The following is a 25,319-nucleotide window of genomic DNA, read 5'->3' on the forward strand; positions in this document are numbered from 1 at the left end:
TATAAATTTTATTATTTTAAGGAGTGAGTTATGAAAACCAATGTAGGTAATACCGATAGAACCATACGCATTATCGCTGGTATAGTGATTATTGGATTAGGTCTTTACTATCAAAGCTGGTGGGGTGTTATCGGCTTGATTCCTTTATTGACCGGTATATTTCGCTCTTGCGTGCTTTATTCGATACTCGGTATCAATACTTGTGAGCGCCCGTCATCGTAATATTTGCTAACTGAATTTATAAGCCATTAATGCCATACTAATTGCCTAGTAGTAGACTCGGTTTAGGATAAGGCCATAACTATGACTATTTATCAGCAATATGTTTTGCCTAAGATGATCGATATGGCGTGTAGTACTGGCAATGTGATGAAAGCGCGTGCCCAAATTGTGCCGCAGGCGATAGGCGAGGTATTAGAGATTGGTATTGGCAGTGGTCTTAATCTAGCCTTTTATAACGCTAATAAAGTCAGCTCTATTATCGGTATCGACCCTGCCGCGCAAATGCAATCTTTGGTTTATAAACGCGCCGCTAGTATTGATATTCCGGTAGAAACCCTAGCCGCTGATATTTATGGTATTGACGCCGAAAGCGAGCGCTTTGATACTATAGTGATGACTTTTACCTTGTGTAGTATTGATAATCCTATACCAGCGCTAAAAGAGATGGCAAGAGTGCTAAAGCCAACAGGCCGTTTGCTATTTTGTGAGCATGGTCTTGCACCAGAGGCAAGTGTTGAGCGTTGGCAGCGCCGTTTGACGCCGCTATGGAAACCTATAGCGGGCGGTTGCCATTTAGATCGTGATATAGCGGCTTTGATCAGGGCAAGCGGCTTTACTATCGAAGCGTTAACCACTGAATATCTGCCGGGGCCAAAATTGATGAGCTATATCTATAGTGGTTCGGCACAAAAAGCCGTTTAGACAACGGTATTTAAAGAAAAGCCATAAATATAATAATTAAAATAGGACTATTTTATGACTATACAGAACTTTCATATTGTCTGTCCACACTGTCAGGCGACCAATCGTTTACCAAGTGAGCGCCTAAGCGCCGCGCCTAATTGTGGCAAATGTGGGCAACCGTTATTAACAGCAAGTCCGCAAGAATTGACCGCACAAACGGTTGCTAAGACTATTCAAAAAAACGATGTACTCACGATTATAGATTTTTGGGCCAGCTGGTGTCAGCCGTGTCTTATGATGGCGCCGCAATTTAAAGCTGCGGCCAGTCAGCTGCCACAAGTGGTGTTTGCCAAATTACAAACTGATAAGTATGAGCAAGCCGCTGCTCCTTATAATATTCGCAGTTTACCGACCATGGTAGCGTTCCGAGGTGGTAAAGAGGTTGCTCGTCAATCAGGGGCGCTGCCTAGCAATCAGATCGTGCAGTGGGTGCAAAGCTTGCAAACTTAGTTATGCTATTAAAATGTAAGCATTAAAAAAAGCCAATACGTAAATAGCGTATTGGCTTTTTGTTTAATTATAAAATTTTTGGATGGTATAAGACTTTTTAGCCAGTATTACTCACCATAAATCTTGATACCGTTAGCGAAGCTACAATTTTTCATCCGCGCGGTTTGAATGATAGCGTCCGCTTCGCCGTATAGACGAGATAGCTTGGCATCACGCGCTTTATTATCGTTACTTCTCCCAACACCAAAGCTGATATTAGGCGAGATACCCCAGCGCCCAGCTGAAATCCCTACGCCAACCCCTGAGGATGATAAAGTCGACTGCTGTTTTTGCGCCGCCTCAACATAACGCTCCACTCGATTGTACTCTTGAGCGAGCGACTGGCAATCATAGCTTTGATAGGTGCTGGGTGGGACATATTGCGGCGTTAAATTACCACTAGTCGCACAGCCTGAGAGCGCAAAGATGCTAGCCGCTGCTAATAGTGTCGTTGCAGTAAATGTTTTCATAATGACTCCGTTAAACCAAGGCGTAATAGTCATTAAGATAACAAATGTAAAGCGCTTATGATACTAATTTAGTGCTAAAACAAATTGTCAGGTTTAACATAAGCTAAGATGACGATACCTATATAAGCGATACCAGCGATAACGATACCCACCTTGCTTTGGCTAGCGGTTGCCTGCGCGTTAAAGGCTTTAATACTAGCGCTAATGGCCGCTATCAATAAAATAATCTTAGCAAAGACCCACTGTACTGGCGCATTGACTGCCATGAGCTGCATCAGCATCCAAGCCCCTGTAATGATAACTAGCGCGTAGAGGATATGACTGCTAATCTTTATCGGACGCGGCGCTCGTTTATTGGCGCTCAACACCAAAAAGCTTTGATAGATAAATATCGCGATTAATATAAATACCAATAGCGTATGTAGATGTTTCATTAAATAAAATTCCTTTTGCGGTATTTATGATGATGCTAACTATCAGCAAATTGACTACTTATTTTGTCCGGCGCAAAGCGGACTATCAGGACTTTGAGCCTGCTGTTGCCATTCGCTTGGCGTATAAGCATGGATAGCTAAAGCGTGAATACTCCCGCCTTTAGACGTCAATAACGGATCTACCGTCTTATAGACTAGCTGATGACGCGCAACTAAGCGCTTACCCTCAAAAGCTTCACTCACGATCGTTAGCTTAAAGTGACTCTCTTTACCCTCAAAGTAACCAGCATGGTTCATCGACTCATTAAGTAGATCTACATAGCTAGGATGTAAATCTTCTAAAGCTGATCTTAATGCAGTAGCAGTGGGTTCGGCGTTATTCATAACAATCCTTTGATAAGCAAGATAAAATGCTGAAGTTATTCAATCAAAAATAATTAAAATCATTATAACAGAGCGCTAGCTGCAAATCCTAAAGACCATAAAAAACAGAGTATGAATAACTTCTCACACTCTGTTATTAGCTTATACCCTCAGCCCCTAAAATAATTTTAACGACGCGATTTTTGATAAAGAGGCATAACTTTGGGCATTAGCGCTTGCATCTGCGCGATACGAGCGCTACTTGTAGGGTGAGTACTTAAGAATTGTGGCGGCTCACCTTGGCTAGCACGCTGCATTTTTTGCCATAGCGTAATAGCTGCTTGTGGGTTGTAGCCGGCGCGCGCCATCAGCTCTAATCCGATCTGATCAGCCTCAGACTCCTGAGTACGGCTATGGGGACGGCTCAATCCCAAATCACCAGCGACACTGGCTAGCTGTGCTTGTCCTTGCGATAGTCCAAAGACGCTAGCCGCTAGACCAATGCCAGTTTGGGTTGCATATTCGCGTGAGAGGCGCTCACGAGAGTGCTCACGTAAGGCATGCGATATCTCATGACCCATAATAGCGGCAATCTCATCATCCGTTAAATTAAGACGATCAATAATACCTGAATAAAACAAAATCTTACCCCCAGGTAATACCGAAGCGTTGAGCTGTTCTGACTTAATAACATGAACTTCCCAGTTCCATTTCGCGGCATCAGGACGATAGACGCCTACTTGGCCTACTAAGCGATTAGCAATGTTTTTTAGGCGATTAAGCTGGGCTTGATTGGTATCTAGAACACGAGCTTGACGCGCCTTTTGTAAAACCTCATTATAGCTTTTGGCGGAGAGTTGTAGCACTTCTTCATTTGATACTAATAAAAGCTGCTGACGATCGACACCAACGGCACCAGTACCAGTTGTACTAGTACAGCCCACTAATGCGAGCGTTGATAATGAAGCGGCCATAAGAGAGGTAGTGAGTAGTTTTTTCATAATAAATCCTCGCGGTCAGTAGATAATACTGATAATGAATAATTAAAATTGAACAAAATAAATCTAAAAGCATTTGAGCTACAATGGTTCTTTGGCATCCCTACAATCACAACTAACCTACCATGACAGCTTGTAGCTGATGCCATTTTATCGTTAGTATAATAATCGTCTGACCACAAAACCAATGCAGTAAAAGTAACATTACTACGTGCTAGTGTAAGTAAGATTACGCTATCCACTTTTGCCCCGAGCGGCGACAAACGGCTAAGCTGGTCCAAAAGTAGTAAATTATTAGCTTAATAACAGAAAATAATTATTCAGCACATAATAGCGTTAGTTGATAATTTTCATTGAAAATCAATCATGTAGATTAGTAGCTAGCAATGTAGCAACTATTAAATTTATTAAAAGGCCAAAAATGTGAAAAAAAGGCGTTGACACTAGCAAAAAATTTGCTAGAATAGCCCACCTACCGAGACGTAGTGTCATCAATGTGACATAACGTTTTGATATATGCGGGATTAGCTCAGTGGTAGAGCATAACCTTGCCAAGGTTGGGGTCGAGAGTTCGAATCTCTTATCCCGCTCCAAATATGGCTCTAGTATCTTATATTTTTGTACGTTACAGAGCAAAAAGCCTCATTACTCCTTAAAGAGTAGTGAGGCTTTTTTTTGTCTCATTTTTGAGTAAAAACCATTTCTTGTATAAAAGATTAGTGTCTGACTTTATTGCTTGACTGTATTAAGTAGGCATATATGACAAATTACAAAACTAAGTCAACTTGTCACAGCAACTTAAGTGATAAGGCGCATACTTATTGAACTTATATTGAGCTCAGAGCTATTTAAACAGCCTAAGTCTAGATAGTGCGACTCTAACGATATTAAATCAAAAGTTCATAACCATAAGGATTACTTTTTATGCAAGAATTTAAACCTAAAGCTTTTAATGAGTTGTTTGACCTGACAGGTAAGACGGCGATTATCACCGGCGGAGCTAACGGCATTGGTAAAGCTACCGCTATGCGCTTAGCCCAAGCGGGCGCTAATATCGCTATTGCTGATCTAAAGCTTGATGATGCCAAAGCCGCCATCAAAGATATCGAAGAATTAGGCGTTAAAGGCTTGGCGGTAGAGTGCAATATTCTAAAAGATGATGATCTGGTGGCTATGGTCGATAAAGTGGTAGCTGAATTTGGTACGGTTAATATTTTGATCAATAATGCTGGCGGCGGTGGCGGCGGTGGCGGCGGTAAAGAGAATCCGTTTAAGATATCAGTCGATGATATTCGCCGTGATTTTGAGCTAAACGTTTTTAGTGGCTGGCGCTTATGCCAGTTGTGTGTGCCGCATATGAAAAAGTCAGGCTATGGCTCTATCGTCTTTACGACCTCAATGTCGAGTATCAATAAAGATCCAAACATGAGTGGTTATGCCGGCTCAAAAGCAGCCGTCAATCACATGGTCGCCAACCTTGCGCATGACTATGGTCCAGAGGTGCGCATTAACGCCGTGGGGCCAGGTGCTACCCGTACTGATGCTCTAAAATCCGTACTGACGCCGGAGATTGAGAAGAAAATGCTCGCGCATACCCCTATCAAGCGCTTGGGTGAAGCGGATGATATCGCTGGCGCTATGCTGTACTTTGCTTCTCCTATCTCGACTTGGGTTAGCGGTCAGACTCTCTTTGTCAATGGTGGCGGGGTACAAACGCTTAGCTAAAAAATAAAGTTTTATTAGCTACTATATTTATTAGTTACTACATTTAATAGTTACTACACTTACATAGCACAGCTACGGATTTTAGAATAAGTAAAAGCGCGTTCTTGCTAACAAGGTCGCGCTTTTATATTAGGGTCTGTCCTAAGCGGTTTGCTTATTTTTACCGCCCATCAGGCTATTAACAACCCAAGCTGGGCCAATTAACAAAAACTGTAAGTCTTCAAAGAAAGATGGTTTTTTGCCTTCTATCTTGTGACCAATAAACTGCCCAATCCATGCAACTACAAATATTGTAGCCCAGACTTTAAAGCCAACGGGTAGCGCTGCCATCACTGATAAACAAATCAAGATAAAAATGCCCATCGCCAAAAATAGCGGCGTCGATAACTGCATATAAAATAGCAAAACCAGAGCGCTAAGCACTAGCGTAATCCACACAGACAGCGACATACCCATTCCTAAGATACTGACAAAGATAGTCGGCACGCAAAGCCAATGGATTTTTTTATTGACCAGGTTTTGGTGGCTAACGGCATATTCGCTCAGCCACTGCTCAAGCGAGCGTTTCGAGGGACGTTTTTGAGTACGAGACATACTAACCTCCTTGTTAGTGATTTAAGTTTATTAAGAAACTTACAAATGGCATAAAGTGTTTCTCTCATTCTATTTTTAGCACTATTTGACGGGTTCTACCACTTTATCTAGTAAACCCTAGCGTCATAACCGTTTGCTTTTACAATTATTATCATCCTGTCACAGCGTCTCGCTCGCTGCGATACCACTCATATAGACCGACAAAGGAATTGATCTGATAGACCATGGTTTGAATAGCAAAAATGTAATTACCTGACATCAGATTTACCGTTAGCCACACGAAATTGGAGATTATCCATAACCACCAGTTAATCGAATAGCGCAGTATCATCGCCGCTTGCGCCGTAATAGATAAGATAAAAGCAATGACATTAATCCAAAAAAAAGAGATAAAGCCCAAGAACAGGCTGCTGTCGTTTTCGACCACTGCATAACCATAGCTAGCGAGCAGAGCATTAACCGTTGGGAAAAGCGCCAAACCAATAATCATAAAGGTAATGGTAATGAGCCAAACCCACTTGTTAGCGGACTTTGGAATCATATCACCATCAGCGTCGGTGTTTTTTGACCAATAAAAAAGTCCATATAGGTGAGTAAAAAAGTTAAATAAAGGCGCGAGCATTAAGCCGACTGAGCCTGCCGTTCCTTGTACGACTACCTCGCCTGCGGTCGCCGCCATACCAAAGCCGTTACCCGCGACGTTCTTGCGAAAGGATAAAGACACTACGCAGATGAGGCCAATAAAAGAGACGAGCAAATAAAACCAGTCTAACGCACTGTGCTCAGTGGTCAGCCAAAACCCAGCTGATAGCGCCAATACGCCAGAAATAAACCAGCCAATAATCCATTGCAGCGACCATTTTCCGGTGATGTTGTCCAAGAATTGAATACGCATAAGGCGGTTATCCTTTGTTTTTTTATTATTACTAGTAGCTAAGGCTGTTTTTATAATGTTTTGCCATAAATATGCTTATCAATAAAAGCTACGGCTTCACGATAACGCGCGTCGTAATCTGGCGCATCAATCAAATACGGCTTGATATTATGCCGATGAAAGATAGCTAATAACCGCTGCTCAAAACGTCCGCGTGCGTCCCTGCTACCCAACGAGCGTAGGCCATCATCGATCCACGGCGTATTGTTATCGAGCATAATAGTGAAATCTGCGCGAAACTCTTCAATACAGGCCGTGACAAAAGGATGGGTACGCCCCTCATACTCTTCACAGAACGCTTGCGTAGTGACAAAGTCGGTATCAACGATAGTGACAGGAGCGGTAGCAGTGATTTTAGCTTGGCGGATAGCCTCAGCATGATCCAAAGCTATCGGTCCATAATCGCTATATTGCAGACCAATCTCTTTACCGCCCAAATCAGTGCCGACATAAACTCTACCCATCTCTAAGGCAAAGCTTGCACCATAATAATTGGCAAGCTTATGCACCAAAGTCGTCTTGCCGGAGCTCTCACCGCCAACGATAGCTACGGTCTTGGTATAGTCAGCGCGTGCCTCTGGATGAATAGCCGACCAGTGTGCTACCGGGTCTTTGGCGATGTCATAAGAGGCGAACTCAGTTTGTAGCGGCGTTGTCAGTACTTTAATGACCAACTGCTGCTGGCAGCGCTCTTGAGCTAGAGGATGATTAGCCGCGACAAACAGCACCGTATCACTAGGTAAATCCAGCTCATTGATTATAAGCTGTAGCTTGGCATTGGTGACAGCGACCTCAATAACTACAGTCTCAAAGCTCTCATGGACAGGTAAGTCAATCTCATCAGTGGTATGAATATGAATAAAAGGTAAGTCGGCACAAGCCATCTGTAGCCAGCGCGCCTTATCTTGTAAAGTAATATCAAAATTAGTATGAGGTGAGGGATGATTGGTAATGACGATATGTAGGTTTTTGACCTGTCCTGAAGCGGCCAAAATACTTCGCATCTGCCCTAGATGTAGCGGTTCAAAATGTCCAATCATTAAGCCAGTTTTTAACATACTATCTCCTTTACTCATTATTATGAACAAGCGTTATTTTTAGTATTTGCTTGACCTACTTTGCAGGTAACAATAATCAATGATAAGTAGGGTATAAAATCTAGCGACTTTATACAGGTGGCTTAATGTAAAGACAGTCTCATTATCATTAAGAATTTATAAGTAATTGAAAATCATAGTGATAATCGCTTAAGCGCCACTAGATATAACCGAGAAAGAAACAAGAAACAAAGCTTATTCTGAAATGTTTTGAAATACTTATTTAAAATCAGGGAGTTACCATGCGTTATGACAGGTTACGGCAACTTTGATTAGCATAAACTCACAAAGCACGCCTAAACAGTCAACAGATAAAATGTAGAAGATTGCTATAATCATTTATAAGTTAAGTTACTCAAAAAGGAGTCTAAGCTTTGGCGAAATTAGTAAAATTACATCGCTCAAAAAACAACCGTATGATTGCTGGTGTGATGGGCGGAATAGCAGAATACTTGGGTTGGTCACCGATGTGGGTACGTCTATTATTCGTTATTGTATCTTCACTCAGTGCTGCGGTTCCTGGTATTTTAATTTACATCATTTTATGGATTGTCATGCCAAAGGCTAATAGCCAATCTTATCAATGAGAATCAGCAATAGAGCTACATTATTAGTACCATGATCCGTCAACCATTAGTGAAATCAGCAGTTAGATAACCATAATAAAAATAATAGCTTATAAAAAACAAAAAGCCTGCAATAACAGGATACCAGCTACACACTTTTCCTCCTGCCCAGATGTTTACGCATTTGGGTATTTTTTTGTCTTATAAGACGCTAGTTAGACTTAGCAAAAATTTAGTTACTGTATATATGGATAAAATAGCCGTTTTTTAGTAAGGTAGGCAGACAAATGGATGCGTAGCCAAATGCGCTACCAGAACTTGATTTTTTGATGATCTTATTCGATCCATCCTTCTTTATTTCATAGTGATTCTCTTATGACCTCCCAAGCTAATATTCCAAGCAATGACTCTAACTTCCACACTGAAAATGGAGACGCTAAACCTTTGAGTTTCCAAGATTTGATTTTGACGCTACAAAACTATTGGGCCTCTAAAGGCTGCGTAGTGTTGCAGCCTTATGATATGGAAGTAGGCGCTGGTACTTTTCATACCGCTACTTTTTTGCGCTCATTAGGGCCTGAGCGCTGGAACGCCGCTTATGTGCAGCCTTCGCGTCGCCCTACTGACGGTCGTTATGGCGATAATCCGAACCGTTTGCAGCATTATTATCAGTTTCAGGTGGTATTAAAGCCCAATCCGCCCAATATTCAAGAGCTTTATTTGGACTCTCTAAAAGCTATCGGTATCGATCCTTTAGTACATGATATCCGTTTTGTAGAAGATAACTGGGAATCACCAACGCTTGGCGCTTGGGGACTGGGTTGGGAGATTTGGCTAAACGGTATGGAGGTGACGCAGTTTACTTACTTTCAGCAAGTTGGCGGTATCGAATGCTTCCCAGTCACAGGCGAGATTACCTATGGTCTTGAGCGTCTAGCGATGTATGTGCAAGGCGTAGATAGTGTTTATGATCTGGTATGGGCGGATGGCGAGTTTGGCCGCGTCACCTATGGCGATGTGTTTCATCAAAACGAAGTAGAGCAGTCCACTTATAACTTTGAGCATGCCGATGTAGCTAAAATGGGCGAGTTCTTTGATTTTTATGAGGTGCAGGCGGATAAACTGGTCGCGGCAGGCTTGCCATTACCCGCTTATGAGATGGTATTAAAAGCTTCGCATGCCTTTAACTTACTTGACGCTCGCGGCGCTATTTCAGTCACTGAGCGTCAGCGCTTTATTTTGCGCGTACGTACTTTAGCGCGAAAAGTGGCGCTAGGCTATGTAGAGGCACGAGCTAAATTAGGCTTTCCGTTAGCCGATGAAGCCCATCGTCAGGCTGCTATCGATAAGTATTTGCCAAAAGTTGCAGCGACTACTGATGACTTAGCTAAAGATCAAACCACTACCCATACTAATAATAAATAGGAGCATCCCATGAGTACTATATTGTTTGAGTTGGGGTGTGAAGAGCTACCTCCTAAAAGCCTAAAACCGCTACGTGATGCGCTACAAGCGAGCGTCACTGAGCAATTAAATGAGGCTAATATTAGCTTTGACAGTATTAAAGCATTTGCCGCGCCGCGCCGTTTGGCCATTCAAATTGACGGTATCAGCGACAAGCAACCTGACCGTACCGAGCAAAAGCGCGGCCCTGCCATAAAGGCAGCTTTTGATAGCGAGGGTAATCCCAGCCGTGCGGCGATAGGCTTTGCTAAAGGTTTAGGCATTGAGACCAGCGAGCTGACCACTATCAATACCGACAAAGGCGATTATGTCGGGTTCGAACAAACCATTCAGGGTCAAGCGACCACTGAGTTGCTTCCAGATATTTTTCAGACGGCGCTTGATAATCTACCCATTGCTAAGCGCATGCGTTCAGGTGCTTCAAAAGCAGAGTTTGTGCGTCCGGTGCAGTGGGTAGTGTTAATGCAAGATGATAAAATCATTGAAGCGACTATCCAAGATCATCAAACTGGCAACCAGACACGCGGTCATCGCTTCCACAGTCCTGATTATCATAAGATAGATGATGCCGATAATTACGAGACACTACTAGATAGCCTAAAGGTGATTGCCGATTTTGATAAGCGCCGAATGCTGATTAATAATCAGGTCAAAACCTTAGCCGATCAAGTCAATGCCAAGGCTATCGTGCCAAGTGATTTATTAGACGAAGTAACGGCGTTAGTTGATTTTCCTATTGCGCTGCGAGCTAGCTTTGAGCCAAGGTTTTTGCAAGTGCCACAAGAGGCGCTTATCTCGACCATGCAGGCTGACCAAAAGTATTTTTGTTTGACGGACAAAGAAGGCAAGCTGCAACCGTACTTTATCTTTATTACTAATATCGAGTCCAAAGATCCTAGCCAAATTATCGAAGGTAACGAAAAAGTAGTACGCCCGCGTTTGGCTGATGCTGAGTTTTTCTTTTTACAGGATCAAAAACAGCCGCTATTTGCAATGACTGAAAGTCTCAAAACGCGCGTGTTCCAAGATCAGCTAGGCACTATTTGGGAGAAGTCTGAGCGTATCGCTAAGCTTGCCGCTTTTATTGCCAGTTTAATGCAACAGCAAGGCCAGACTATCGATATTGATGAAACCGTACGCGCCGCTATGCTAGCAAAAGCGGATCTGACCAGCTCGTTAGTAGGCGAGTATCCAGAGCTACAAGGTATCGCTGGTACTTATTATGCGCGCCTTAACGATGAGCCTGAAGCGGTGGCGGCCAGTATCGAAGAGCAGTATTTGCCCAAGTTCAGCGGGGACACGTTACCAGAAACGCCTATTGGTATTTGCTTAGCGTTAGCCGATCGGCTGGATACGCTAGTGGGTATTTTTGCTATTGATCAAGCGCCAACCGGCTCAAAGGATCCGTTTAGCTTGCGTCGTTCCGCTATTGGTATTTTGCGTATCTTGATCGAAAAGCAGCTGCCTATTAATTTAGTGGCACTCGTTGAGCAGGCGATAAAGAACTATAGCAGTAGCAAGGGTAGCAAGATTGCTAAAATGGGCGACACCTTTACCCAAGTGCTAGACTTTTTAAATTCGCGTTATCGCGCGATGTACACTGAGCAAGGCGTCAGCGTCGATACTATTCAAGCGGTACAAGCGATAAACCCGCATATGCCGCTAGATTTTGATCAGCGTATTCGCGCGGTACAGTCTTTTAGTGAGCTGCCACAGGCCGAGCAATTAGCGGATTCTAATAAGCGCGTGGCAAATATCATTGCCAAATCAGAGGCAAAAGTCGCTGATAAAGTCGATGAGTCGCTACTCTCTGAGCCTGCCGAGCAAGCTTTGTATCAAGCTGTTCAGCAAGCGCAAACGACAGTGACGCCGCTGTTAGCTAAGGCAGATTACACGCAAGTATTACAGGTGTTAACGCAATTAGACGCGCCACTAACGCAGTTCTTTGATAACGTTATGGTCAATAGTGAAGATGCTGTATTAAAAGCAAACCGCTTAGCGCTATTAAAGCAAGTACGAGCGCTGTTTTTGACAGTGGCCGATATTAGTGAGTTGCAGTTATAGCGAGTTTGAGCTAATGTTTAAAAAACTGGCTTAATAAGGCCAGTTTTTTTATGTGAATGTGTCCTATGCTAAGCGTCTCAGTTACCGTAAAATGTTAAGGGTGTCTATTTAACCCGCTCTAAATTTGCCCTAAAATAAATAGCCCGTTACCTGCTACTCAAAGGAGTATTGCCGTGTTCGCTGTTATTACTACTATTATTATTATCTGGATCTGCATGTGGATTTTTTATAAGTTCATGTATCCTCGTGCGCCAAAGAGCATGATGCCAAAAAAAGGCGACGTTACAACGCCGCGTAATTGCAACTTTTGTGGTCATAGTCTTGCCGAATACCGCGGCGTGTTAGAGACTAAAAGTAAAGTAGCGACTACGGATAGCCAAACAGCTGCTGCAACTATCGACAGCACTAGCGATGATACTACCGATAAAAGCAATGAGCTATTCTTTTGTAACTACGAACATCAAGCCGATTATCATGCCGGTAAGGTCTATCAATAAAACCAATAGTGTTAAAAAACTAAAGTATAGAATGCGCTTCTTGCATTATTTTATTTAATAATTGCTCGTTTTGTTTGCTTTGCTGCTGATGCTCAGACTCGCTAGTTTTGTGCGCATTAATCTTTTCATATAAGTTTAAGCAAGAAAGCACTAACAGATTTTCTTGATTTAAATTTGGCGCATCTTTTTTGATATTACTAGCGAAGGTATTAAGATAGTTTTCAGCGGCTCTTAGCTCGTCCTCTTCATCGGCCGGGCAAAAAATAGCATACGTAGTGCCAGCAATGACGATATCGAGCTTTTTGATTTGCGGCGCAGCAGGTTTGGTACTAGCGCTTTTATTAGCACTGTTATCAGCAGCTTTATTGTCTTTACTCACAGAGCTAGCGCTCTTGTCCGCTGGTTTTGTCTCAAGCTTAGTGCCTTTTTCGTTGCTAGCGTTTTGAGTATCGGTACGGTTATCAGTCATAAAAAATCCTACAAAGTTATATAGTCATATAGTCATATAGTAAAAGTAGCGCGTGAAATAGCGAATTAGATTAGCTACAAAAGCTATTAGCTATCCATCTGGTCGATACGAGTCAAACGCTGCAAAACCACTTGAGTACGTTCAGCAGCTAGCTGGTTCTTTTGTTGTAAGTCATCGTTTTGTTGTTTGACGTCCTTTATTTGCTGATGCGCTTCTTTATTTTGTTGCTCAAGCTGTTTGTTGATTTGTTCTAGCTCAATGTTTTTTTGTTGCAAATCGCTTAATTGTTGATTGAGTTTATCTTGCTCCTCACCAATCATATGATGTGCTTCAGCTAAGCTTTGATAGCGCTTATCAAGATCATTTAATTGTTTTTTGGCACTATCACGCTCATTTATGCTGCTATTAAGTTGTGATTTTAGAGTCGATAATTCTTTTGGATCGGTGTGCGGTTGTTTTTTTAGTTGGCTGAGCTCATCACTGACAAGTTGATGCTGTTTTTTTATGTCGAGTATCATTTTTTCTAAGATTTTTAATTGATCATACATAGTCAGTTTTTATCCCTAATAGGCGTTATGTGAATGAACGGAGTTTATGCGTTTAATAATGCCATAAGTGGCCTCATAATATCTATATCAACAAAGTAATTGGCGCTTATAGTCTAAGCGCTAATAATTATGGTTGACACTTATTTTTATTATCTAAACATCAACTTACTTTTTAAGCAGGATTTATTTATGAATGATAACATCTCAGGCTGGAACACTTGGTCAGAAGCTTTTGAGAACTGGACGGATGTGACTATTAGTGAGATACACGGTTTGATGACTGGGCTGATGACCGCTTGTCATGCGCCTGATGAAGCAGGATGGGCAGCGGTATTAAGCGAGCTGAGCTTTGAAGCTTTACCACAAGAGGCCCTAACCCTACTGACCGAAGAGGCAGAGGACACCGTCTTTCAGCTAAAAGATAAGGACGATGCTTACGCCTATACGCCGTTAGTGCCTGATGATGAACACGATTTGTACGAGCGTGTGATGGCATTGAAACAGTGGGCTAATGGTTTTATGACCGGGTTTGGCATTACAGATTGTAGTTTGACTAGCGAAGAGAACGAGATGCTCTCAGACTTGGCCAAGATTGGCGCTATTCGCTTAGCAGAGGATGAGGATTTTGAAGGCGGCGAGGAGTCCTACCTTTATATTTATGAGTTTGCGCGGATGATACCAGTGAGCTTTGCTACGCGCCAGCGTAAACCAGTCAAAGAGCTAGCCTTGATTGCCGGCTTGCCAATAGATGCCAAAACTACTAAAGAGCTACAGGCTGAAGGCAAACTGCCTAAACCTATGCCGCCGGTTATCGATATTATGAATCAAAATAATCCTTCTTGATTATCAAAGTCTTAATGTTAAACGCTTAGATTTTGGCATTAATAGTTTGCGTAGGCTGTGACTTTAGCCCAGCTTACAAGTTTGCAAAATAAAATCGCTGGGCTAAAGCTGCAGCCTCTAAGAGTTCATATTAAGTTGAAACTCAAGTTAATAGCAGGAGTATAAATCATGATAAATGATGACGATAAAAAACACCTTAAGCGCTGTATTGAGCTGGCGACAGAAGCTTTAGAGGCAGGGGATGAGCCTTTTGGTAGTGTATTGGTTAGTGCCGATGGCGTCGTGCTGAACGAGGATCGCAACCGTGCCAATAGCGTTGATGCCACTTATCATCCTGAGATTGCCGTCGCGCGCTGGGCGGCGAAAAACATGACTAGTGAGGATCGGGCAAAAGCGGTGGTCTACACCTCAGGAGAGCACTGCGCCATGTGCTCAGCCGCGCATGCTTGGGCCGGTCTTGGCCGCATCGTTTATATCAGCTCATCGAAGCAATTAGGCGAGTGGCTGCAGGAGATGGGTATAGAATCAACCTCTCCAATCAATTCTTTAGCTATTCAACAGGTCGCGCCAAATATACCTGTCGAAGGGCCGATTGCAGGTCTGGATGAGCAAGTAAAAAGATTGCAACAACGCTCAATGCAAAAAGGCTAATGGCTTTTTTTACTTTGATAAGGATATCCTATGTCTGTCAACCCTGATTATAAAAGCAGCAAGCAAATTATGTCGAACTCTAATACTGCTAGTAACAGTGTTCTTAGTATCAATGCTCCTAGTAACAATACTCCTAGTATCAGTTATCCTAATAACAGTATCGATTGGCTGACGCGCCTAATTGGCTTTGATACCGTCAGTCGTCATTCAAACCTAGCCCTTATTAGTGAGGTAGAGTCTTACTGTAAGGATTTAGGCTTGACCGTTGCTTTGACCTTTAATGAGACGCAAGATAAGGCCAATTTATTTGTCACCGTACCGGCGGGTAAAGATGCTGATATTACTAGTGGCGGCTTAGTATTGTCCGGTCATACCGATGTGGTGCCAGTCGATGGTCAAGATTGGAGCTCCGATCCATTTGAGGCGATAATTCGCGGTGACAAGCTTTATGGACGCGGATCTTGCGATATGAAGGGCTTTATTGCTTGTGCCCTAAATTTGCTACCAAAAGCGGTGGAGTTATCAAACAACGGTCAATTACGTCGTCCCCTACATTTAGCTTTATCTTTTGATGAAGAAGTGGGCTGCCTAGGCGCACCATTGATACTAGCTGATCTAAAAGCTCGCGGTATTACCCCTGATTATTGTATCGTCGGTGAGCCGACTTTGATGACGATGGTGGTCGCCCATAAAGGCATTGCCGTTTATCGTTGCCGCGTTCATGGTAAATCAGCGCATTCTTCCTTGACTCATCAAGGCGTTAACGCGATCAGTTATGCCAGTCGTTTGGTTGGCTATGTCGATAGCTTAGCTGATGAGTTCACTAGCCGGGAGGATAATGATGAATTATTTGATGTGCCTTATTCGACGCTGTCGGTAGGCACTATTCACGGCGGCAGTGCGACCAATATTGTACCCAATCTTTGCGAGTTTACTTTTGATTATCGTAACCTGCCGCATATGACGCAAGACGATATTCTCGCGCCTATTCAAGCCAAAATTGCTGAATTAAACGCCCAGATGCAAGCGCGCGCGCCGGAGACAGGCATTGAGCTACTGCAAGAAGAGAGCGTACCGGCAATGACCGATAGTAGCAATGACGAGCTGCAACAACTAATAGCGGCACTTACTCAAGACCAGAAACGTCATAAAGTGGCTTATGCTACCGAAGGCGGTCAGTTCACTAATGCCGGTATTCCGACTATTATTTGTGGGCCTGGCAGTATTGAGCAGGCGCATAAAGCTGATGAATTTGTGGCCCTGAGCGAGATTAAGCGCTGTGATGAATTTTTGCAAAAGTTATTAAATAGTTGCATGGTTTAATTATACTTTTGTAGGGTGTCGCCTCGCGCACTATCATAAAATGTTTTAATGATACAAAGTCCTACTTATGAGTAAGGGTTAGCAAGTGTCTAGGATACAGCGATCTATTAAATGTAGTTGGGCGTATAATAGCTATTATAAAATACACCGTCCAAATGGCGGTGTTTATTTTTTGGCACCATTTTAATCATTTTTATGCAGCAAAGTAGGGGTTATTGATGTCTTGGCATCTATTTACGATATTTTTTGTTAGTACCTTTTTTATCTCAGCCACTCCAGGCCCTAACATGCTGTTAGCCTTTCAATACGGGCTAAATTATGGCGTAAAACGTACCCTTTGGACATTGGCAGGCTTGAGTCTGGGTCTGTTTATTTTACTGTTATCAACGCTGCTAGGCTTGGATGTTATTAGTCGTCAACAGCCCTGGGCCTTAGAGGTTATCAAAACCGTCGGCGCGATCTATCTTATTTATTTGGGCGTTATGTCATGGCGCGATACGGGTAATAGTAGCTTGATGGAAGATGCTCGCACTGTGAGTGCTGAAGTAGCGGCAGATTACTTAGATAGTGACTGCAATAGTAGTAATGGTAATGGTAGTATTGGTTTTGCTAGTGTAGGTGCTGCAAAGCAAAAGCCGCGCTCCTTGTCCAGCGCGGCAGTTAAGATTAGTCCTACTAATCTAACGTTATTTCGTACAGGCGTTTGGGTGTCATTGTCTAATCCCAAAGCTATCTTATTCTTTGCCGCTTTTTTCCCCAAATTTATCAATTTTAGCGCGCCGCTTTGGCCACAGTATATCTTTCTTACTCTAGGGCTATTCTTGAGCGAAACTATTTGGCAAATCATTTATACATTAGGTGGTAAGCAATTAGCAGGCTGGCTTGATGTGGGCAATCGTTTAACTTGGCTTAATCGAGCCTGTGGGATTATCTTTATGGTAATTGCCGCCGCTTTATTAGTTGAAGTCGCTAGCCACTTTATAAATTAAAGAATAATTTTACTCTTTAATGTTTTGGCTATTTGAATTTTAAATTTAATCTATTATATTTTAATAAAATAAATATTGACTTTATATTTTAAAGCGTTATTATAATTCAACTTAGCTTTAGTTACTGTCTTTTTAGTAAGCTACTAAAAGCTATAAATCATTTTTATTCGTCTGCTATTACCGCTCTGCTAATAGCCATAACCGACGGAGGAATCATCGTGTCTTATCTACCAGCTACAACGTTTTTAAAGAATAAATGTGTAAGTAACATGACAGCAATGACGACCTCGCAAAGGTTTGGCTAAGCTTATAGAGCAGTGATTTATTGATGGCTAGTTCTCAATAGCTATTTAGAGCTACTCTTTTATAGATAGCTATCCACTTTATCTCTCTTTGCCAGCTTACATCACTAAGCTCAATAGTCGCTATTGTTATTTATACCTCCACTATTTTTTACCTGTGCTACCTATAGGCATAACTTTATGCTGGGGTTGCTAGTATGGTTATTGGTAAAAATTATTTAAAACGCTACTAATAAATAAACTCTAACTTTATTAAAGTTAAAATAATAAAGTTAATAGTTTTTTATTGTCTAGTATTTATAAATTATAGATTATAAATTTATTTCTTATTAAATTAGGACAAAAGGTCGCGTCTAAATTTTATAGATTTAAAATAAAAAACGGAAATAATAAATAATGAGCATTCAATTAGTATTAAATAAAAGTGGCAAACATGGTGTTCCGGTGAAGATTTATACCACTGATGTGGAACAAAGCGCCATGCAACAACTGCGTAATCTAGCCCAGTTAGAGTTTATTCACTCACACATTGCGGTGATGCCTGATGTGCACGTTGGCAAAGGCGCGACGGTCGGCAGTGTGATTCCAACTAAATCTGCCATTATTCCAGCAGCGGTCGGTGTTGATATTGGCTGCGGCATGAACGCGGTGCGCTTATCACTAACGGCAAGCGATCTGCCCGATAGCTTAAAGCCGCTACGCTTGGCGATTGAGCAACAAGTGCCTGTGGGCTTTAACATGCATAAGCAAATTCAAGCCAAAAACTCTACTTTAGATCCACTGGCCAAACGCCTAAAGCCGATTACCGACAAGCACCCAGGATTACTCAAAATGCTCAGAGGTTTTGAGCGCACTTGGGCAAAGCAGCTCGGCACCTTAGGCGGCGGTAATCATTTTATTGAGCTGTGTCTGGATGAAAACCAAGATGTCTGGGTGATGTTGCATTCGGGCAGTCGCGGTATTGGTAATTGTATTGGTCAATACTTTATTAATTTGGCTAAAAAAGAGCGGCAAGCACGCTTTGGTCATGTGCCTGATAGCGACTTATCTTACTTTGCCGAGGGCTCCGATAGCTTTGCTGATTATCTTGAGGCGGTCGAGTGGGCGCAGGATTACGCGCTAGAGAATCGCCGTGAGATGATGCGTTTGATTATCAAGGTATTGCAATCGCCGCAAGCAGGCTTGCCAAGGTTTGCCCTGACCAAAGAGGCGATTAATTGTCATCATAACTATGTCAATGAAGAGATGCACTTTGGCGAGCAAGTCTACGTCACTCGTAAAGGCGCTATTAGTGCTTACGCAGGCGAGCTAGGCATTATCCCCGGATCAATGGGCGCAAAGTCCTTTATCGTGCGCGGCCTTGGCAATGACGAGTCGTTTTGTTCCTGCTCGCATGGTGCTGGGCGACGTATGAGCCGAGGTAAAGCGACGCGTGCTTTTACTATCGATGAGCTAAAAGCACAAACCGCTGGCGTTGAATGTCGCAAGGACAAAGGCGTTATCGATGAGATACCGGGCGCTTATAAAGACATCGATGAGGTGATGGCCAATCAAAGCGACTTAGTGGAAGTGGTGCATACCCTAAAGCAGGTGATGTGTATAAAAGGCTAGTCAGTTTTATAAAAGATAAAGGTGGTGTGTCAAAAAGTATGCTGATTAAAATTTGAACAATTTTTGAAGCCTTGAAAGCCCTATAGAATCAGAGAACTTAGCATAGATTTCTTATTGACTTTTATCGCCAGCATACTTTTTAAAACACCACCAAGATAAAAAGTAGGTCAAATTATGAGCTTAAAACAAACTTTAAAAAAAGCTAAACAAATTGAGCGGCAATTAGCGCAACAAAATAATGCTAATAATACTGCAACTCAGCAAACGCTAGGCGCTATTAAACCGCGTAATTATTTAGCGCTTGATCCGCTATTAAGAAAGGGCGGTATCCATGAAAAGGAGGATATCGATATTGTCCGCAAAAAACGCCGCCGTGAGACGAAGCAGCGTTTGCGGCAGACCGATTGGTTGTCGGAGTAATGATGATTTTTATTAAGTTTTACGCACAAAAAAGCCGTTTACTATTAATAGCGAACGGCTTTTTTATTTAAATTTATTGGGTGTTGCAAGTTTTACGAGGCCTACAAAGCTTCGTTGTTGCAAGGTAAGAGTTAAGCCAACACCTCAACCAGCTCACCTTTCACCATATGCGGACTAACAAAATCGGTCACACGCACGCTGACAATTTTACCGAGTAGCTCATCCATTTTATCTAAGTCATATTTGAACATTACTGTACGGGTATTATCCGCGGTACCGATTAGGCAGTCAGGATGACGATCGGCGACTTGCTCGACCAGCACTCGAGTGGTAGTGCCAACCATCTCATGCGATTTGGCTAATGTCGAATCGATAATCACTTTTTGAAATTCTGCTAGACGTGCTTTTTTGGTAGCAAAGCTGACATCATCAGTTAGCTCTGCTGCTGGAGTGCCTGGACGCTTAGAATAAATAAAGCTGTACGAATGGTCGAAGTTTAATTCTTTAGCCAAATTTAGCGTATCTTGAAAATCCTCATTGGTCTCACCGGGGAAGCCAATAATAAAGTCGCTCGATAGATGAATATCAGGGCGTACCGCTTTGAGCTTATTAATCTGATTAATATAGACGTCGATAGTATGATTGCGTTTCATCGCCGCAAGGATAGCGTTTGAACCGCTTTGAACCGGCAAATGCAAATGCGAGACCAGCTCAGGCAACTGCGCGTAAGCATCGATAATATCGTCGGTGAACTCTAGCGGATGGCTGGTGGTATAGCGAATACGCTCAACGCCATCGATGTGCGAGACATAATGCAGTAATTCTGCAAAACGGCAAATACTGCCATCGTCTTTTTGACCGCGATAGCCATTGACGTTTTGACCTAATAGATTAATCTCGCGTACGCCTTGCTCAGCAAGACTATCAATCTCTGCGAGCACATCATCAAGCGGACGTGATAGCTCTTCACCGCGCGTATAAGGGACCACGCAAAATGAGCAATACTTTGAGCAGCCCTCCATGATGGAGACAAAGGCTTTAAACCCGTCAACTTTAGGCTCAGGCAAAAAGTCAAACTTCTCAATGCTAGGAAAAGAGATATCGATAGTGCCGATGCGGTTTTTTGGGGCGATGTTTTTTTGCTCATTAGACTGATCGTAGAGCTCAGGCAAACGATGCAAAGTCTGCGGACCAAACACCATATCGACATAAGGCGCGCGCTTTTGGATATTATCACCTTCTTGCGAGGCGACGCAGCCGCCCACGCCAATCACTAAATCAGGACGTTTTTCTTTAAGTTTGCGCCAGCGACCCAGCTCTGAAAATACCTTTTCTTGCGCTTTTTCGCGAATAGAGCAAGTATTCATCAACAAGACATCCGCTTCATCAATATCGTGCGTGACCTCCATACCATGACTATCACCGAGCACATCAAGCATTTTGTCAGAATCATAAACGTTCATCTGACAGCCTTGCGTGGTGATAAAGACCTTTTTTACCTGTGCATTGACCGGAGCGGCTACAGCGTGAGTCTCTTTGAGTGCGTCAATAGCAGGCGTTGTGACCTCCAAGTTAGCAATAACCGTGTCATCGTTGCGGGGATCAAATACAGTAACACTCATAAGAAGAAGTCCATGATTAAAAAGTATAACGGTTGCAGGTGGTTAGCAAGTGGCGTATTTTATCATAATAAGGGTATAAAGTGAAAAGTAACCCCAAGCTAATAGTATTGATATGGGCTAATTATTTATAGTAGTATCAAACGCTTATCCTTGCTTGCTTAAACGTTACTCTATTTACCACTGCGTTTATAACTGCCAATCTACGCTCATTGGTCATCAATATCACTTTGTTGTTACAGGGCGCTGTCCTAATTAGGGATAAATGGTAAAGCTAATGGTTGAAAGTCGAGCAAATATAGTATGATGAGTTTTGTTACTCCAGCATTGATAGGCAAAATAGCCAATATCGCTATTCACACGCTAGTAAAGTTATTATAAAGAGAGTCCGTATGACAAAGTTGCGCGTAGCTCACCACAGCACATCACCGATTAAAACCAAGCCGTATTCAAGCTCAAAGCGACTAAAGCGCGTTAATATTACCAGATGGCGTGTCAGTGCTTTGAGCGTCGCTACTGCTATGGGGGCGCTAGGCTTATCACAAGTCGCTTGTGCTGAATTGACATGGGGTGAGGGCGAGAGCTTAGAGCAATCCGCTACTTCTTATTCAACCAATAGTTATCAGTCAGAGGGTTATCAGTCAGGCAGCTTTCAATCAAGTAGTGACATTGACTTATTCAACGCGGCGGCGCAAGCTGAAAATCGCGGCGATGTCAGCGCCTTATATGGTTATGAGCAATCGATGAGTGGGGGGCTATTTGCGATGTATCCCACTTATTGGCGGATGAATTTAGATCTAAATTCTCAAAGCGCTGCTAGCGTCTCGCAGTTTGTACGTCAGTATCCAAACACCGTCATGGCAGAAAAACTAGTAGCTGATTTTGCTGAGACCAAAGCGGGTGCCAATGATTATGCTGCCGTGCGGCAAGTGGCTAATTTGATTACTAATGCCGATAGCTCTGAGCGCTGCGCTATTGCCTTAGGGTTCAATAATGGCGGTGACACTATTCGTGCTATGGCGGCTAAGTCCGATGTTTGGCTCACCACCAAAAAGCAGCCCGCTTTATGTGATCAGCTAGCGATGGAGATGAATAACAACGCGCTAATTAGTAATCAAGACCGGGTTTCTCGGCTTAAACGTATGCTACGTAAGGGTAAGACTGGTGATATCATGGCGTTATCTTCGCGCTTAGGTACGCCTATTCCTTATTCCGCTTTAAGCGAGATTCAGCTGAGTCCATCGTCTTTTTTTAGTAAGTTTACAAGAGAGCCGGTAAGCCAAACCAATCAGTACCTTTATCTTTATGCGTTAGGGCGTTTGGCGGACAAGTCTTATCGTGAAGCTGCGCTACAATTAGACTTTGATATCAAGCAAGACAATCAGCGCAGCAGACGTCTATTAAACGAGGACACGCGCCGCTATGCTTATCGCATTATCGGGGTCAAGCGTATGAATTATAATACTGATGACGGTTTTAACAGCGAGGCAGTCGATTGGTTCCGCGCCAGCTTAGATAATGATTTTAATTTTGAAGAAGCAGAAGACTACGCTATTGCTGCCATTCGTTTTAGTCGTTGGGACGATGTGGTGGAGGCTATCTCCAAGATGGATAGTGAGACCCAAAAGTCCAATCAATGGCAATATTGGTTAGCGCGCGCTTATGAGCAATCAAGCGATACTAATAAGCGCAGCACTGCCAAAAGAATGTATCAACAATTAGCCAAGAGTAACGATTATTATGGTCTAATGGCCAAAGACAAAGTAGGTCAACGCTTTGACGCTAGTCGTTTGGGCGGCAATAATCTGCCTAATATAAGTAGCAGTGAGCGTGCTCGAGTGATGCAAGATCCTAACTTTGCTCGCGCTTTTGCGCTCTATAATGGCGATGCCAATCGCTCTTTTGCTAATCGTGAGTGGAACTGGGCGGTGAAGGTTGCGCGTGATAAGCGCGATGACAATCTGATCGTTGCAGCCGCGCGAGTAGCCTATGATATGGGCTGGCTTGACCGCGCCATTTATGCCATTGACAATACCGATAGAGTCGATAGCTTAGCGCTTTCTCATCCGATGCCGCATCAAAGCGCGGTAGTTCGTTATAGCCGTGATGCGGGTATTGATCCGGCGTGGGCTTATGGTATCATGCGTCAAGAAAGCCGATTTGTACCCTCAGCACGCTCTAACGTTGGTGCTAGCGGCTTGATGCAAGTGATGCCAGATACTGCAAAATATATTGCTCGTAATTTAGGCGAAACTTATAGCGCTAGCCGCGCCAACAGCGGCGATACCAATATTCGCTATGGGACTTGGTATATGGGCGATATCTTAGGTAAGCTTAATTATCAGCCGGTGCTTGCAACCGCAGGCTATAATGCAGGTCCCAATAATGCCAAACGTTGGCAGCCTGTTTATGGCTCGCTTGCAGCCGATCAGTATGTTGAGTCTATCGCTTATCCTGAGACGCGCAACTATGTCAAACATGTGATGGAAAATGCTACCATCTACAGTAGTTTATTGGGTCGTCCGCAAGCGATTACCGAGCGTATGGGCGTCGTTCCGGCAGGCTTTTAGCGATAGCAGCTTAAGGCTATTAGCTTATCAGTAATAGCGTCAAAAGGTCATCAATGATAATTTATTGATGACTTTTTTTATGTGAACAGGGTAGGTCGTTTTTATTATTGCAGCTATTAAGCAAGCTTTGATACTCTTTGATAATAACGACGTACAAGCTGAATTTACGTTTCTGCTATATATTAAAAAGGACGGTTTGCTAGTATGGCATAAGCTGAGCTAAATAGTAGCAATGGTTAGCTATTTAGCAGTTCTAGCCGCTACTTGCCCTACTGTTTATACGCGATAACTTTGTTCGATAACTACTGAATACTTGTGAAATTATGATAAAGAAATATTTAAATATCGTACAACATCAGTCTAATAGCCATCGATCGTCTGTTGAGCTTCAGGGTTATGCGGAGGCTAATGATAGCGCCAAAGTATTTATTGATACAGTAGTTTTAAGCCATCATAAGCTATCGCTTGTAGCTTTGTTGTTAGTGCTACAAGGGGTGGCGATGCTACCAGCGCAGGCCGCCAGCGCTGTGAATAGTAGTCAGCGCGTGCTAATGATTGAGATGACGCCAGCACTATGCAGTGTGCAGCCTACGCGCGCGCGCATGCGTCAATGCTTAGAGGGCTACTCTTTTACTATCTCAGGTTTAGACTTAGGGTATGGCGAGCGCTGCGGCCGTGGTAGTGAGCCGCGTCTAACCCCTTTACAGCTAAAAGTAGTCAACCGTATCATGCCAGATACTACCGTTCGTAGCCAAGTCTGGCATCGCTACGGGACTTGTAGTCCGCTTAGTGCCAATAGTTATTTTCGCCAAATTATCAATTATGCTGGAGATTTAAAGCTGCCTAATGAGCTTACTACTGGCAACAGTTATACCGTCTCTAAATCCAGCTTTCTGAAACAAATGACAAGTCTAAATAGTGGTATGAGCTCAGCTAGTATTGATCTTATTTGTCAGGCTGGAAGTCGTCGTCAGTCTACTCTGACTGAGATTCATATTTGCTATGAGGGTAATAGTTTTGCAAGTTGTAGTAATACTATCGATAGCTGCGGCAAAAAATTTATCATCTCTGGTGGCCGATAATAGTAGCTCTAGCCTATACCACTAAAAAAGCTCTCTCATCGCTGAACCATTCTTAAAGCTTATTCAACTCTGAATAACACAAGCCTATTATTATTGTTAATAGCGACTCACTGACTTTTGTTAGCATAAAATGTAACAATATAACCTTTAAATTAAGCGCAAATAGTGCTTATCTAGCAATCTTGCCTGCTATTGTCGCTAGACGATTCCCTAAATGAAGTGCTACACTAG

At 42.9% G+C, this 25,319-nt stretch carries 26 protein-coding genes and 1 tRNA gene; 17 read left to right on the plus strand and 10 right to left on the minus strand.

The window, feature by feature from the left end; genetic code table 11:
- The first annotated feature begins 30 nt into the window (after positions 1–30).
- From M0N77_RS00990 to trxC, 3 genes are all read left to right on the plus strand, one after another.
- Positions 31–222: a DUF2892 domain-containing protein gene (locus tag M0N77_RS00990; RefSeq protein ID WP_353102702.1), complete on the plus strand. Its 192-nt coding sequence runs from the start codon at positions 31–33 to the stop codon at positions 220–222.
- Between the two features lie 81 nt (positions 223–303).
- The gene (locus tag M0N77_RS00995) at positions 304–924 is read left to right on the plus strand and encodes a methyltransferase domain-containing protein (RefSeq protein WP_353102704.1); all 621 of its coding nucleotides are present in this window, start codon (positions 304–306) and stop codon (positions 922–924) included.
- A 54-nt stretch (positions 925–978) separates the two neighbouring features.
- Positions 979–1,416: a thioredoxin TrxC gene (trxC, locus tag M0N77_RS01000; RefSeq protein ID WP_353102706.1), complete on the plus strand. Its 438-nt coding sequence runs from the start codon at positions 979–981 to the stop codon at positions 1,414–1,416.
- Positions 1,417–1,523: 107 nt separating this feature from the next.
- On the opposite strand, the gene M0N77_RS01005 is transcribed toward trxC, so the two are convergent.
- The 4 genes from M0N77_RS01005 to M0N77_RS01020 form a co-directional block, all read right to left on the minus strand.
- Entirely contained in the window at positions 1,524–1,925 is a 402-nt protein-coding gene (locus tag M0N77_RS01005; RefSeq protein WP_353102708.1) for a hypothetical protein, read from the minus strand.
- Positions 1,926–1,999: 74 nt separating this feature from the next.
- Positions 2,000–2,359, minus strand: a complete 360-nt coding sequence (locus tag M0N77_RS01010; RefSeq protein WP_353102710.1) for a SirB2 family protein — start codon at positions 2,357–2,359, stop codon at positions 2,000–2,002.
- 54 nt (positions 2,360–2,413) lie between these two features.
- Positions 2,414–2,743, minus strand: a complete 330-nt coding sequence (locus M0N77_RS01015) for a BolA family protein (RefSeq protein WP_353102712.1) — start codon at positions 2,741–2,743, stop codon at positions 2,414–2,416.
- Positions 2,744–2,910: 167 nt separating this feature from the next.
- Entirely contained in the window at positions 2,911–3,723 is an 813-nt protein-coding gene (locus tag M0N77_RS01020; RefSeq protein ID WP_353102714.1) for a M48 family metallopeptidase, read from the minus strand.
- Between the two features lie 515 nt (positions 3,724–4,238).
- Here M0N77_RS01020 and M0N77_RS01025 point away from each other — a divergent pair.
- Both M0N77_RS01025 and M0N77_RS01030 read left to right on the plus strand, forming a co-directional pair.
- Positions 4,239–4,313, plus strand: a tRNA-Gly gene (locus M0N77_RS01025).
- A gap of 331 nt (positions 4,314–4,644) precedes the next feature.
- Positions 4,645–5,445, plus strand: a complete 801-nt coding sequence (locus M0N77_RS01030) for a glucose 1-dehydrogenase (RefSeq protein ID WP_353102715.1) — start codon at positions 4,645–4,647, stop codon at positions 5,443–5,445.
- Positions 5,446–5,586: 141 nt separating this feature from the next.
- Here the strand turns inward: M0N77_RS01030 and M0N77_RS01035 are convergent, their stop codons facing one another.
- The 3 genes from M0N77_RS01035 to nadR all read right to left on the minus strand — a co-directional run bounded on the left by M0N77_RS01035 (position 5,587) and on the right by nadR (position 8,049).
- The gene (locus tag M0N77_RS01035) at positions 5,587–6,039 is read right to left on the minus strand and encodes an Mpo1-like protein (protein ID WP_353102717.1); all 453 of its coding nucleotides are present in this window, start codon (positions 6,037–6,039) and stop codon (positions 5,587–5,589) included.
- A 151-nt stretch (positions 6,040–6,190) separates the two neighbouring features.
- Positions 6,191–6,934 (minus strand): nicotinamide riboside transporter PnuC, encoded by a 744-nt coding sequence (gene pnuC / locus M0N77_RS01040; protein WP_353102719.1) that lies wholly within the window; start codon positions 6,932–6,934, stop codon positions 6,191–6,193.
- Positions 6,935–6,984: 50 nt separating this feature from the next.
- On the minus strand, positions 6,985–8,049 hold the full coding sequence (gene nadR, locus M0N77_RS01045; RefSeq protein WP_353102721.1) for a multifunctional transcriptional regulator/nicotinamide-nucleotide adenylyltransferase/ribosylnicotinamide kinase NadR: 1,065 nt from the start codon (positions 8,047–8,049) through the stop codon (positions 6,985–6,987).
- Positions 8,050–8,444: 395 nt separating this feature from the next.
- Between nadR and M0N77_RS01050 the strand changes: the two genes are divergently transcribed.
- The 4 genes from M0N77_RS01050 to M0N77_RS01065 all read left to right on the plus strand — a co-directional run bounded on the left by M0N77_RS01050 (position 8,445) and on the right by M0N77_RS01065 (position 12,661).
- Positions 8,445–8,657, plus strand: coding sequence for a PspC domain-containing protein (locus M0N77_RS01050; protein WP_353102723.1), 213 nt, complete (start codon positions 8,445–8,447; stop codon positions 8,655–8,657).
- A 423-nt stretch (positions 8,658–9,080) separates the two neighbouring features.
- Positions 9,081–10,061: a glycine--tRNA ligase subunit alpha gene (glyQ, locus tag M0N77_RS01055; protein ID WP_371834208.1), complete on the plus strand. Its 981-nt coding sequence runs from the start codon at positions 9,081–9,083 to the stop codon at positions 10,059–10,061.
- Positions 10,062–10,070: 9 nt separating this feature from the next.
- Positions 10,071–12,164, plus strand: a complete 2,094-nt coding sequence (glyS, locus tag M0N77_RS01060; RefSeq protein ID WP_353102727.1) for a glycine--tRNA ligase subunit beta — start codon at positions 10,071–10,073, stop codon at positions 12,162–12,164.
- A gap of 173 nt (positions 12,165–12,337) precedes the next feature.
- On the plus strand, positions 12,338–12,661 hold the full coding sequence (locus M0N77_RS01065; protein WP_353102729.1) for a hypothetical protein: 324 nt from the start codon (positions 12,338–12,340) through the stop codon (positions 12,659–12,661).
- Positions 12,662–12,680: 19 nt separating this feature from the next.
- On the opposite strand, the gene M0N77_RS01070 is transcribed toward M0N77_RS01065, so the two are convergent.
- Together M0N77_RS01070 and M0N77_RS01075 are read right to left on the minus strand one after the other, a co-directional pair.
- Positions 12,681–13,130, minus strand: coding sequence for a cell division protein ZapA (locus M0N77_RS01070; protein ID WP_353102731.1), 450 nt, complete (start codon positions 13,128–13,130; stop codon positions 12,681–12,683).
- Positions 13,131–13,216: 86 nt separating this feature from the next.
- The gene (locus tag M0N77_RS01075) at positions 13,217–13,678 is read right to left on the minus strand and encodes a hypothetical protein (RefSeq protein ID WP_353102733.1); all 462 of its coding nucleotides are present in this window, start codon (positions 13,676–13,678) and stop codon (positions 13,217–13,219) included.
- Between the two features lie 189 nt (positions 13,679–13,867).
- On the opposite strand from M0N77_RS01075, the gene M0N77_RS01080 reads away from it, so the two are divergent.
- The 6 genes from M0N77_RS01080 to M0N77_RS01105 all read left to right on the plus strand — a co-directional run bounded on the left by M0N77_RS01080 (position 13,868) and on the right by M0N77_RS01105 (position 19,817).
- Entirely contained in the window at positions 13,868–14,521 is a 654-nt protein-coding gene (locus tag M0N77_RS01080; RefSeq protein ID WP_353102735.1) for a UPF0149 family protein, read from the plus strand.
- Positions 14,522–14,689: 168 nt separating this feature from the next.
- Positions 14,690–15,172 carry a nucleoside deaminase gene (locus M0N77_RS01085; RefSeq protein WP_353102736.1) on the plus strand — a complete coding sequence of 161 codons (483 nt, stop codon included), beginning with the start codon at positions 14,690–14,692 and terminating at the stop codon, positions 15,170–15,172.
- Between the two features lie 30 nt (positions 15,173–15,202).
- Positions 15,203–16,495 (plus strand): acetylornithine deacetylase, encoded by a 1,293-nt coding sequence (argE, locus tag M0N77_RS01090; RefSeq protein WP_353102738.1) that lies wholly within the window; start codon positions 15,203–15,205, stop codon positions 16,493–16,495.
- A gap of 218 nt (positions 16,496–16,713) precedes the next feature.
- Positions 16,714–17,484: a LysE family translocator gene (locus M0N77_RS01095; protein ID WP_353102740.1), complete on the plus strand. Its 771-nt coding sequence runs from the start codon at positions 16,714–16,716 to the stop codon at positions 17,482–17,484.
- 698 nt (positions 17,485–18,182) lie between these two features.
- Entirely contained in the window at positions 18,183–19,397 is a 1,215-nt protein-coding gene (locus M0N77_RS01100) for an RtcB family protein (protein WP_353102742.1), read from the plus strand.
- Between the two features lie 174 nt (positions 19,398–19,571).
- The gene (locus M0N77_RS01105; RefSeq protein WP_353102744.1) at positions 19,572–19,817 is read left to right on the plus strand and encodes a hypothetical protein; all 246 of its coding nucleotides are present in this window, start codon (positions 19,572–19,574) and stop codon (positions 19,815–19,817) included.
- 131 nt (positions 19,818–19,948) lie between these two features.
- On the opposite strand, the gene miaB is transcribed toward M0N77_RS01105, so the two are convergent.
- Positions 19,949–21,439, minus strand: coding sequence for a tRNA (N6-isopentenyl adenosine(37)-C2)-methylthiotransferase MiaB (gene miaB / locus M0N77_RS01110; protein WP_353102746.1), 1,491 nt, complete (start codon positions 21,437–21,439; stop codon positions 19,949–19,951).
- A 518-nt stretch (positions 21,440–21,957) separates the two neighbouring features.
- Here miaB and M0N77_RS01115 point away from each other — a divergent pair.
- Together M0N77_RS01115 and M0N77_RS01120 are read left to right on the plus strand one after the other, a co-directional pair.
- Positions 21,958–24,006: a transglycosylase SLT domain-containing protein gene (locus M0N77_RS01115; protein WP_371834209.1), complete on the plus strand. Its 2,049-nt coding sequence runs from the start codon at positions 21,958–21,960 to the stop codon at positions 24,004–24,006.
- A 323-nt stretch (positions 24,007–24,329) separates the two neighbouring features.
- Complete coding sequence (locus tag M0N77_RS01120; RefSeq protein WP_353102749.1) at positions 24,330–25,088, plus strand: hypothetical protein; 759 nt, start codon at positions 24,330–24,332, stop codon at positions 25,086–25,088.
- Positions 25,089–25,319 lie beyond the last annotated feature (231 nt).

It is taken from the genome of Psychrobacter sp. AH5, assembly GCF_040371085.1.
In the GTDB taxonomy this organism is placed as follows: Bacteria; Pseudomonadota; Gammaproteobacteria; order Pseudomonadales; family Moraxellaceae; genus Psychrobacter.

Excerpts from the sequence above, each read along its gene's own strand:
- M0N77_RS00990 (WP_353102702.1), top strand. The coding sequence starts at position 31 with ATGAAAACCAATGTAGGTAATACCGATAGAACCATACGCATTATCGCT.
- M0N77_RS00995 (WP_353102704.1), top strand. The coding sequence starts at position 304 with ATGACTATTTATCAGCAATATGTTTTGCCTAAGATGATCGATATGGCG.
- trxC (WP_353102706.1), top strand. The coding sequence starts at position 979 with ATGACTATACAGAACTTTCATATTGTCTGTCCACACTGTCAGGCGACC.
- M0N77_RS01005 (WP_353102708.1), bottom strand. The coding sequence starts at position 1,925 with ATGAAAACATTTACTGCAACGACACTATTAGCAGCGGCTAGCATCTTT.
- M0N77_RS01010 (WP_353102710.1), bottom strand. The coding sequence starts at position 2,359 with ATGAAACATCTACATACGCTATTGGTATTTATATTAATCGCGATATTT.
- M0N77_RS01015 (WP_353102712.1), bottom strand. The coding sequence starts at position 2,743 with ATGAATAACGCCGAACCCACTGCTACTGCATTAAGATCAGCTTTAGAA.
- M0N77_RS01020 (WP_353102714.1), bottom strand. The coding sequence starts at position 3,723 with ATGAAAAAACTACTCACTACCTCTCTTATGGCCGCTTCATTATCAACG.
- M0N77_RS01030 (WP_353102715.1), top strand. The coding sequence starts at position 4,645 with ATGCAAGAATTTAAACCTAAAGCTTTTAATGAGTTGTTTGACCTGACA.
- M0N77_RS01035 (WP_353102717.1), bottom strand. The coding sequence starts at position 6,039 with ATGTCTCGTACTCAAAAACGTCCCTCGAAACGCTCGCTTGAGCAGTGG.
- pnuC (WP_353102719.1), bottom strand. The coding sequence starts at position 6,934 with ATGCGTATTCAATTCTTGGACAACATCACCGGAAAATGGTCGCTGCAA.
- nadR (WP_353102721.1), bottom strand. The coding sequence starts at position 8,049 with ATGAGTAAAGGAGATAGTATGTTAAAAACTGGCTTAATGATTGGACAT.
- glyS (WP_353102727.1), top strand. The coding sequence starts at position 10,071 with ATGAGTACTATATTGTTTGAGTTGGGGTGTGAAGAGCTACCTCCTAAA.
- M0N77_RS01070 (WP_353102731.1), bottom strand. The coding sequence starts at position 13,130 with ATGACTGATAACCGTACCGATACTCAAAACGCTAGCAACGAAAAAGGC.
- M0N77_RS01075 (WP_353102733.1), bottom strand. The coding sequence starts at position 13,678 with ATGTATGATCAATTAAAAATCTTAGAAAAAATGATACTCGACATAAAA.
- M0N77_RS01080 (WP_353102735.1), top strand. The coding sequence starts at position 13,868 with ATGAATGATAACATCTCAGGCTGGAACACTTGGTCAGAAGCTTTTGAG.
- M0N77_RS01085 (WP_353102736.1), top strand. The coding sequence starts at position 14,690 with ATGATAAATGATGACGATAAAAAACACCTTAAGCGCTGTATTGAGCTG.
- argE (WP_353102738.1), top strand. The coding sequence starts at position 15,203 with ATGTCTGTCAACCCTGATTATAAAAGCAGCAAGCAAATTATGTCGAAC.
- M0N77_RS01095 (WP_353102740.1), top strand. The coding sequence starts at position 16,714 with ATGTCTTGGCATCTATTTACGATATTTTTTGTTAGTACCTTTTTTATC.
- M0N77_RS01100 (WP_353102742.1), top strand. The coding sequence starts at position 18,183 with ATGAGCATTCAATTAGTATTAAATAAAAGTGGCAAACATGGTGTTCCG.
- M0N77_RS01105 (WP_353102744.1), top strand. The coding sequence starts at position 19,572 with ATGAGCTTAAAACAAACTTTAAAAAAAGCTAAACAAATTGAGCGGCAA.
- miaB (WP_353102746.1), bottom strand. The coding sequence starts at position 21,439 with ATGAGTGTTACTGTATTTGATCCCCGCAACGATGACACGGTTATTGCT.
- M0N77_RS01115 (WP_371834209.1), top strand. The coding sequence starts at position 21,958 with ATGGGGGCGCTAGGCTTATCACAAGTCGCTTGTGCTGAATTGACATGG.
- M0N77_RS01120 (WP_353102749.1), top strand. The coding sequence starts at position 24,330 with ATGATAAAGAAATATTTAAATATCGTACAACATCAGTCTAATAGCCAT.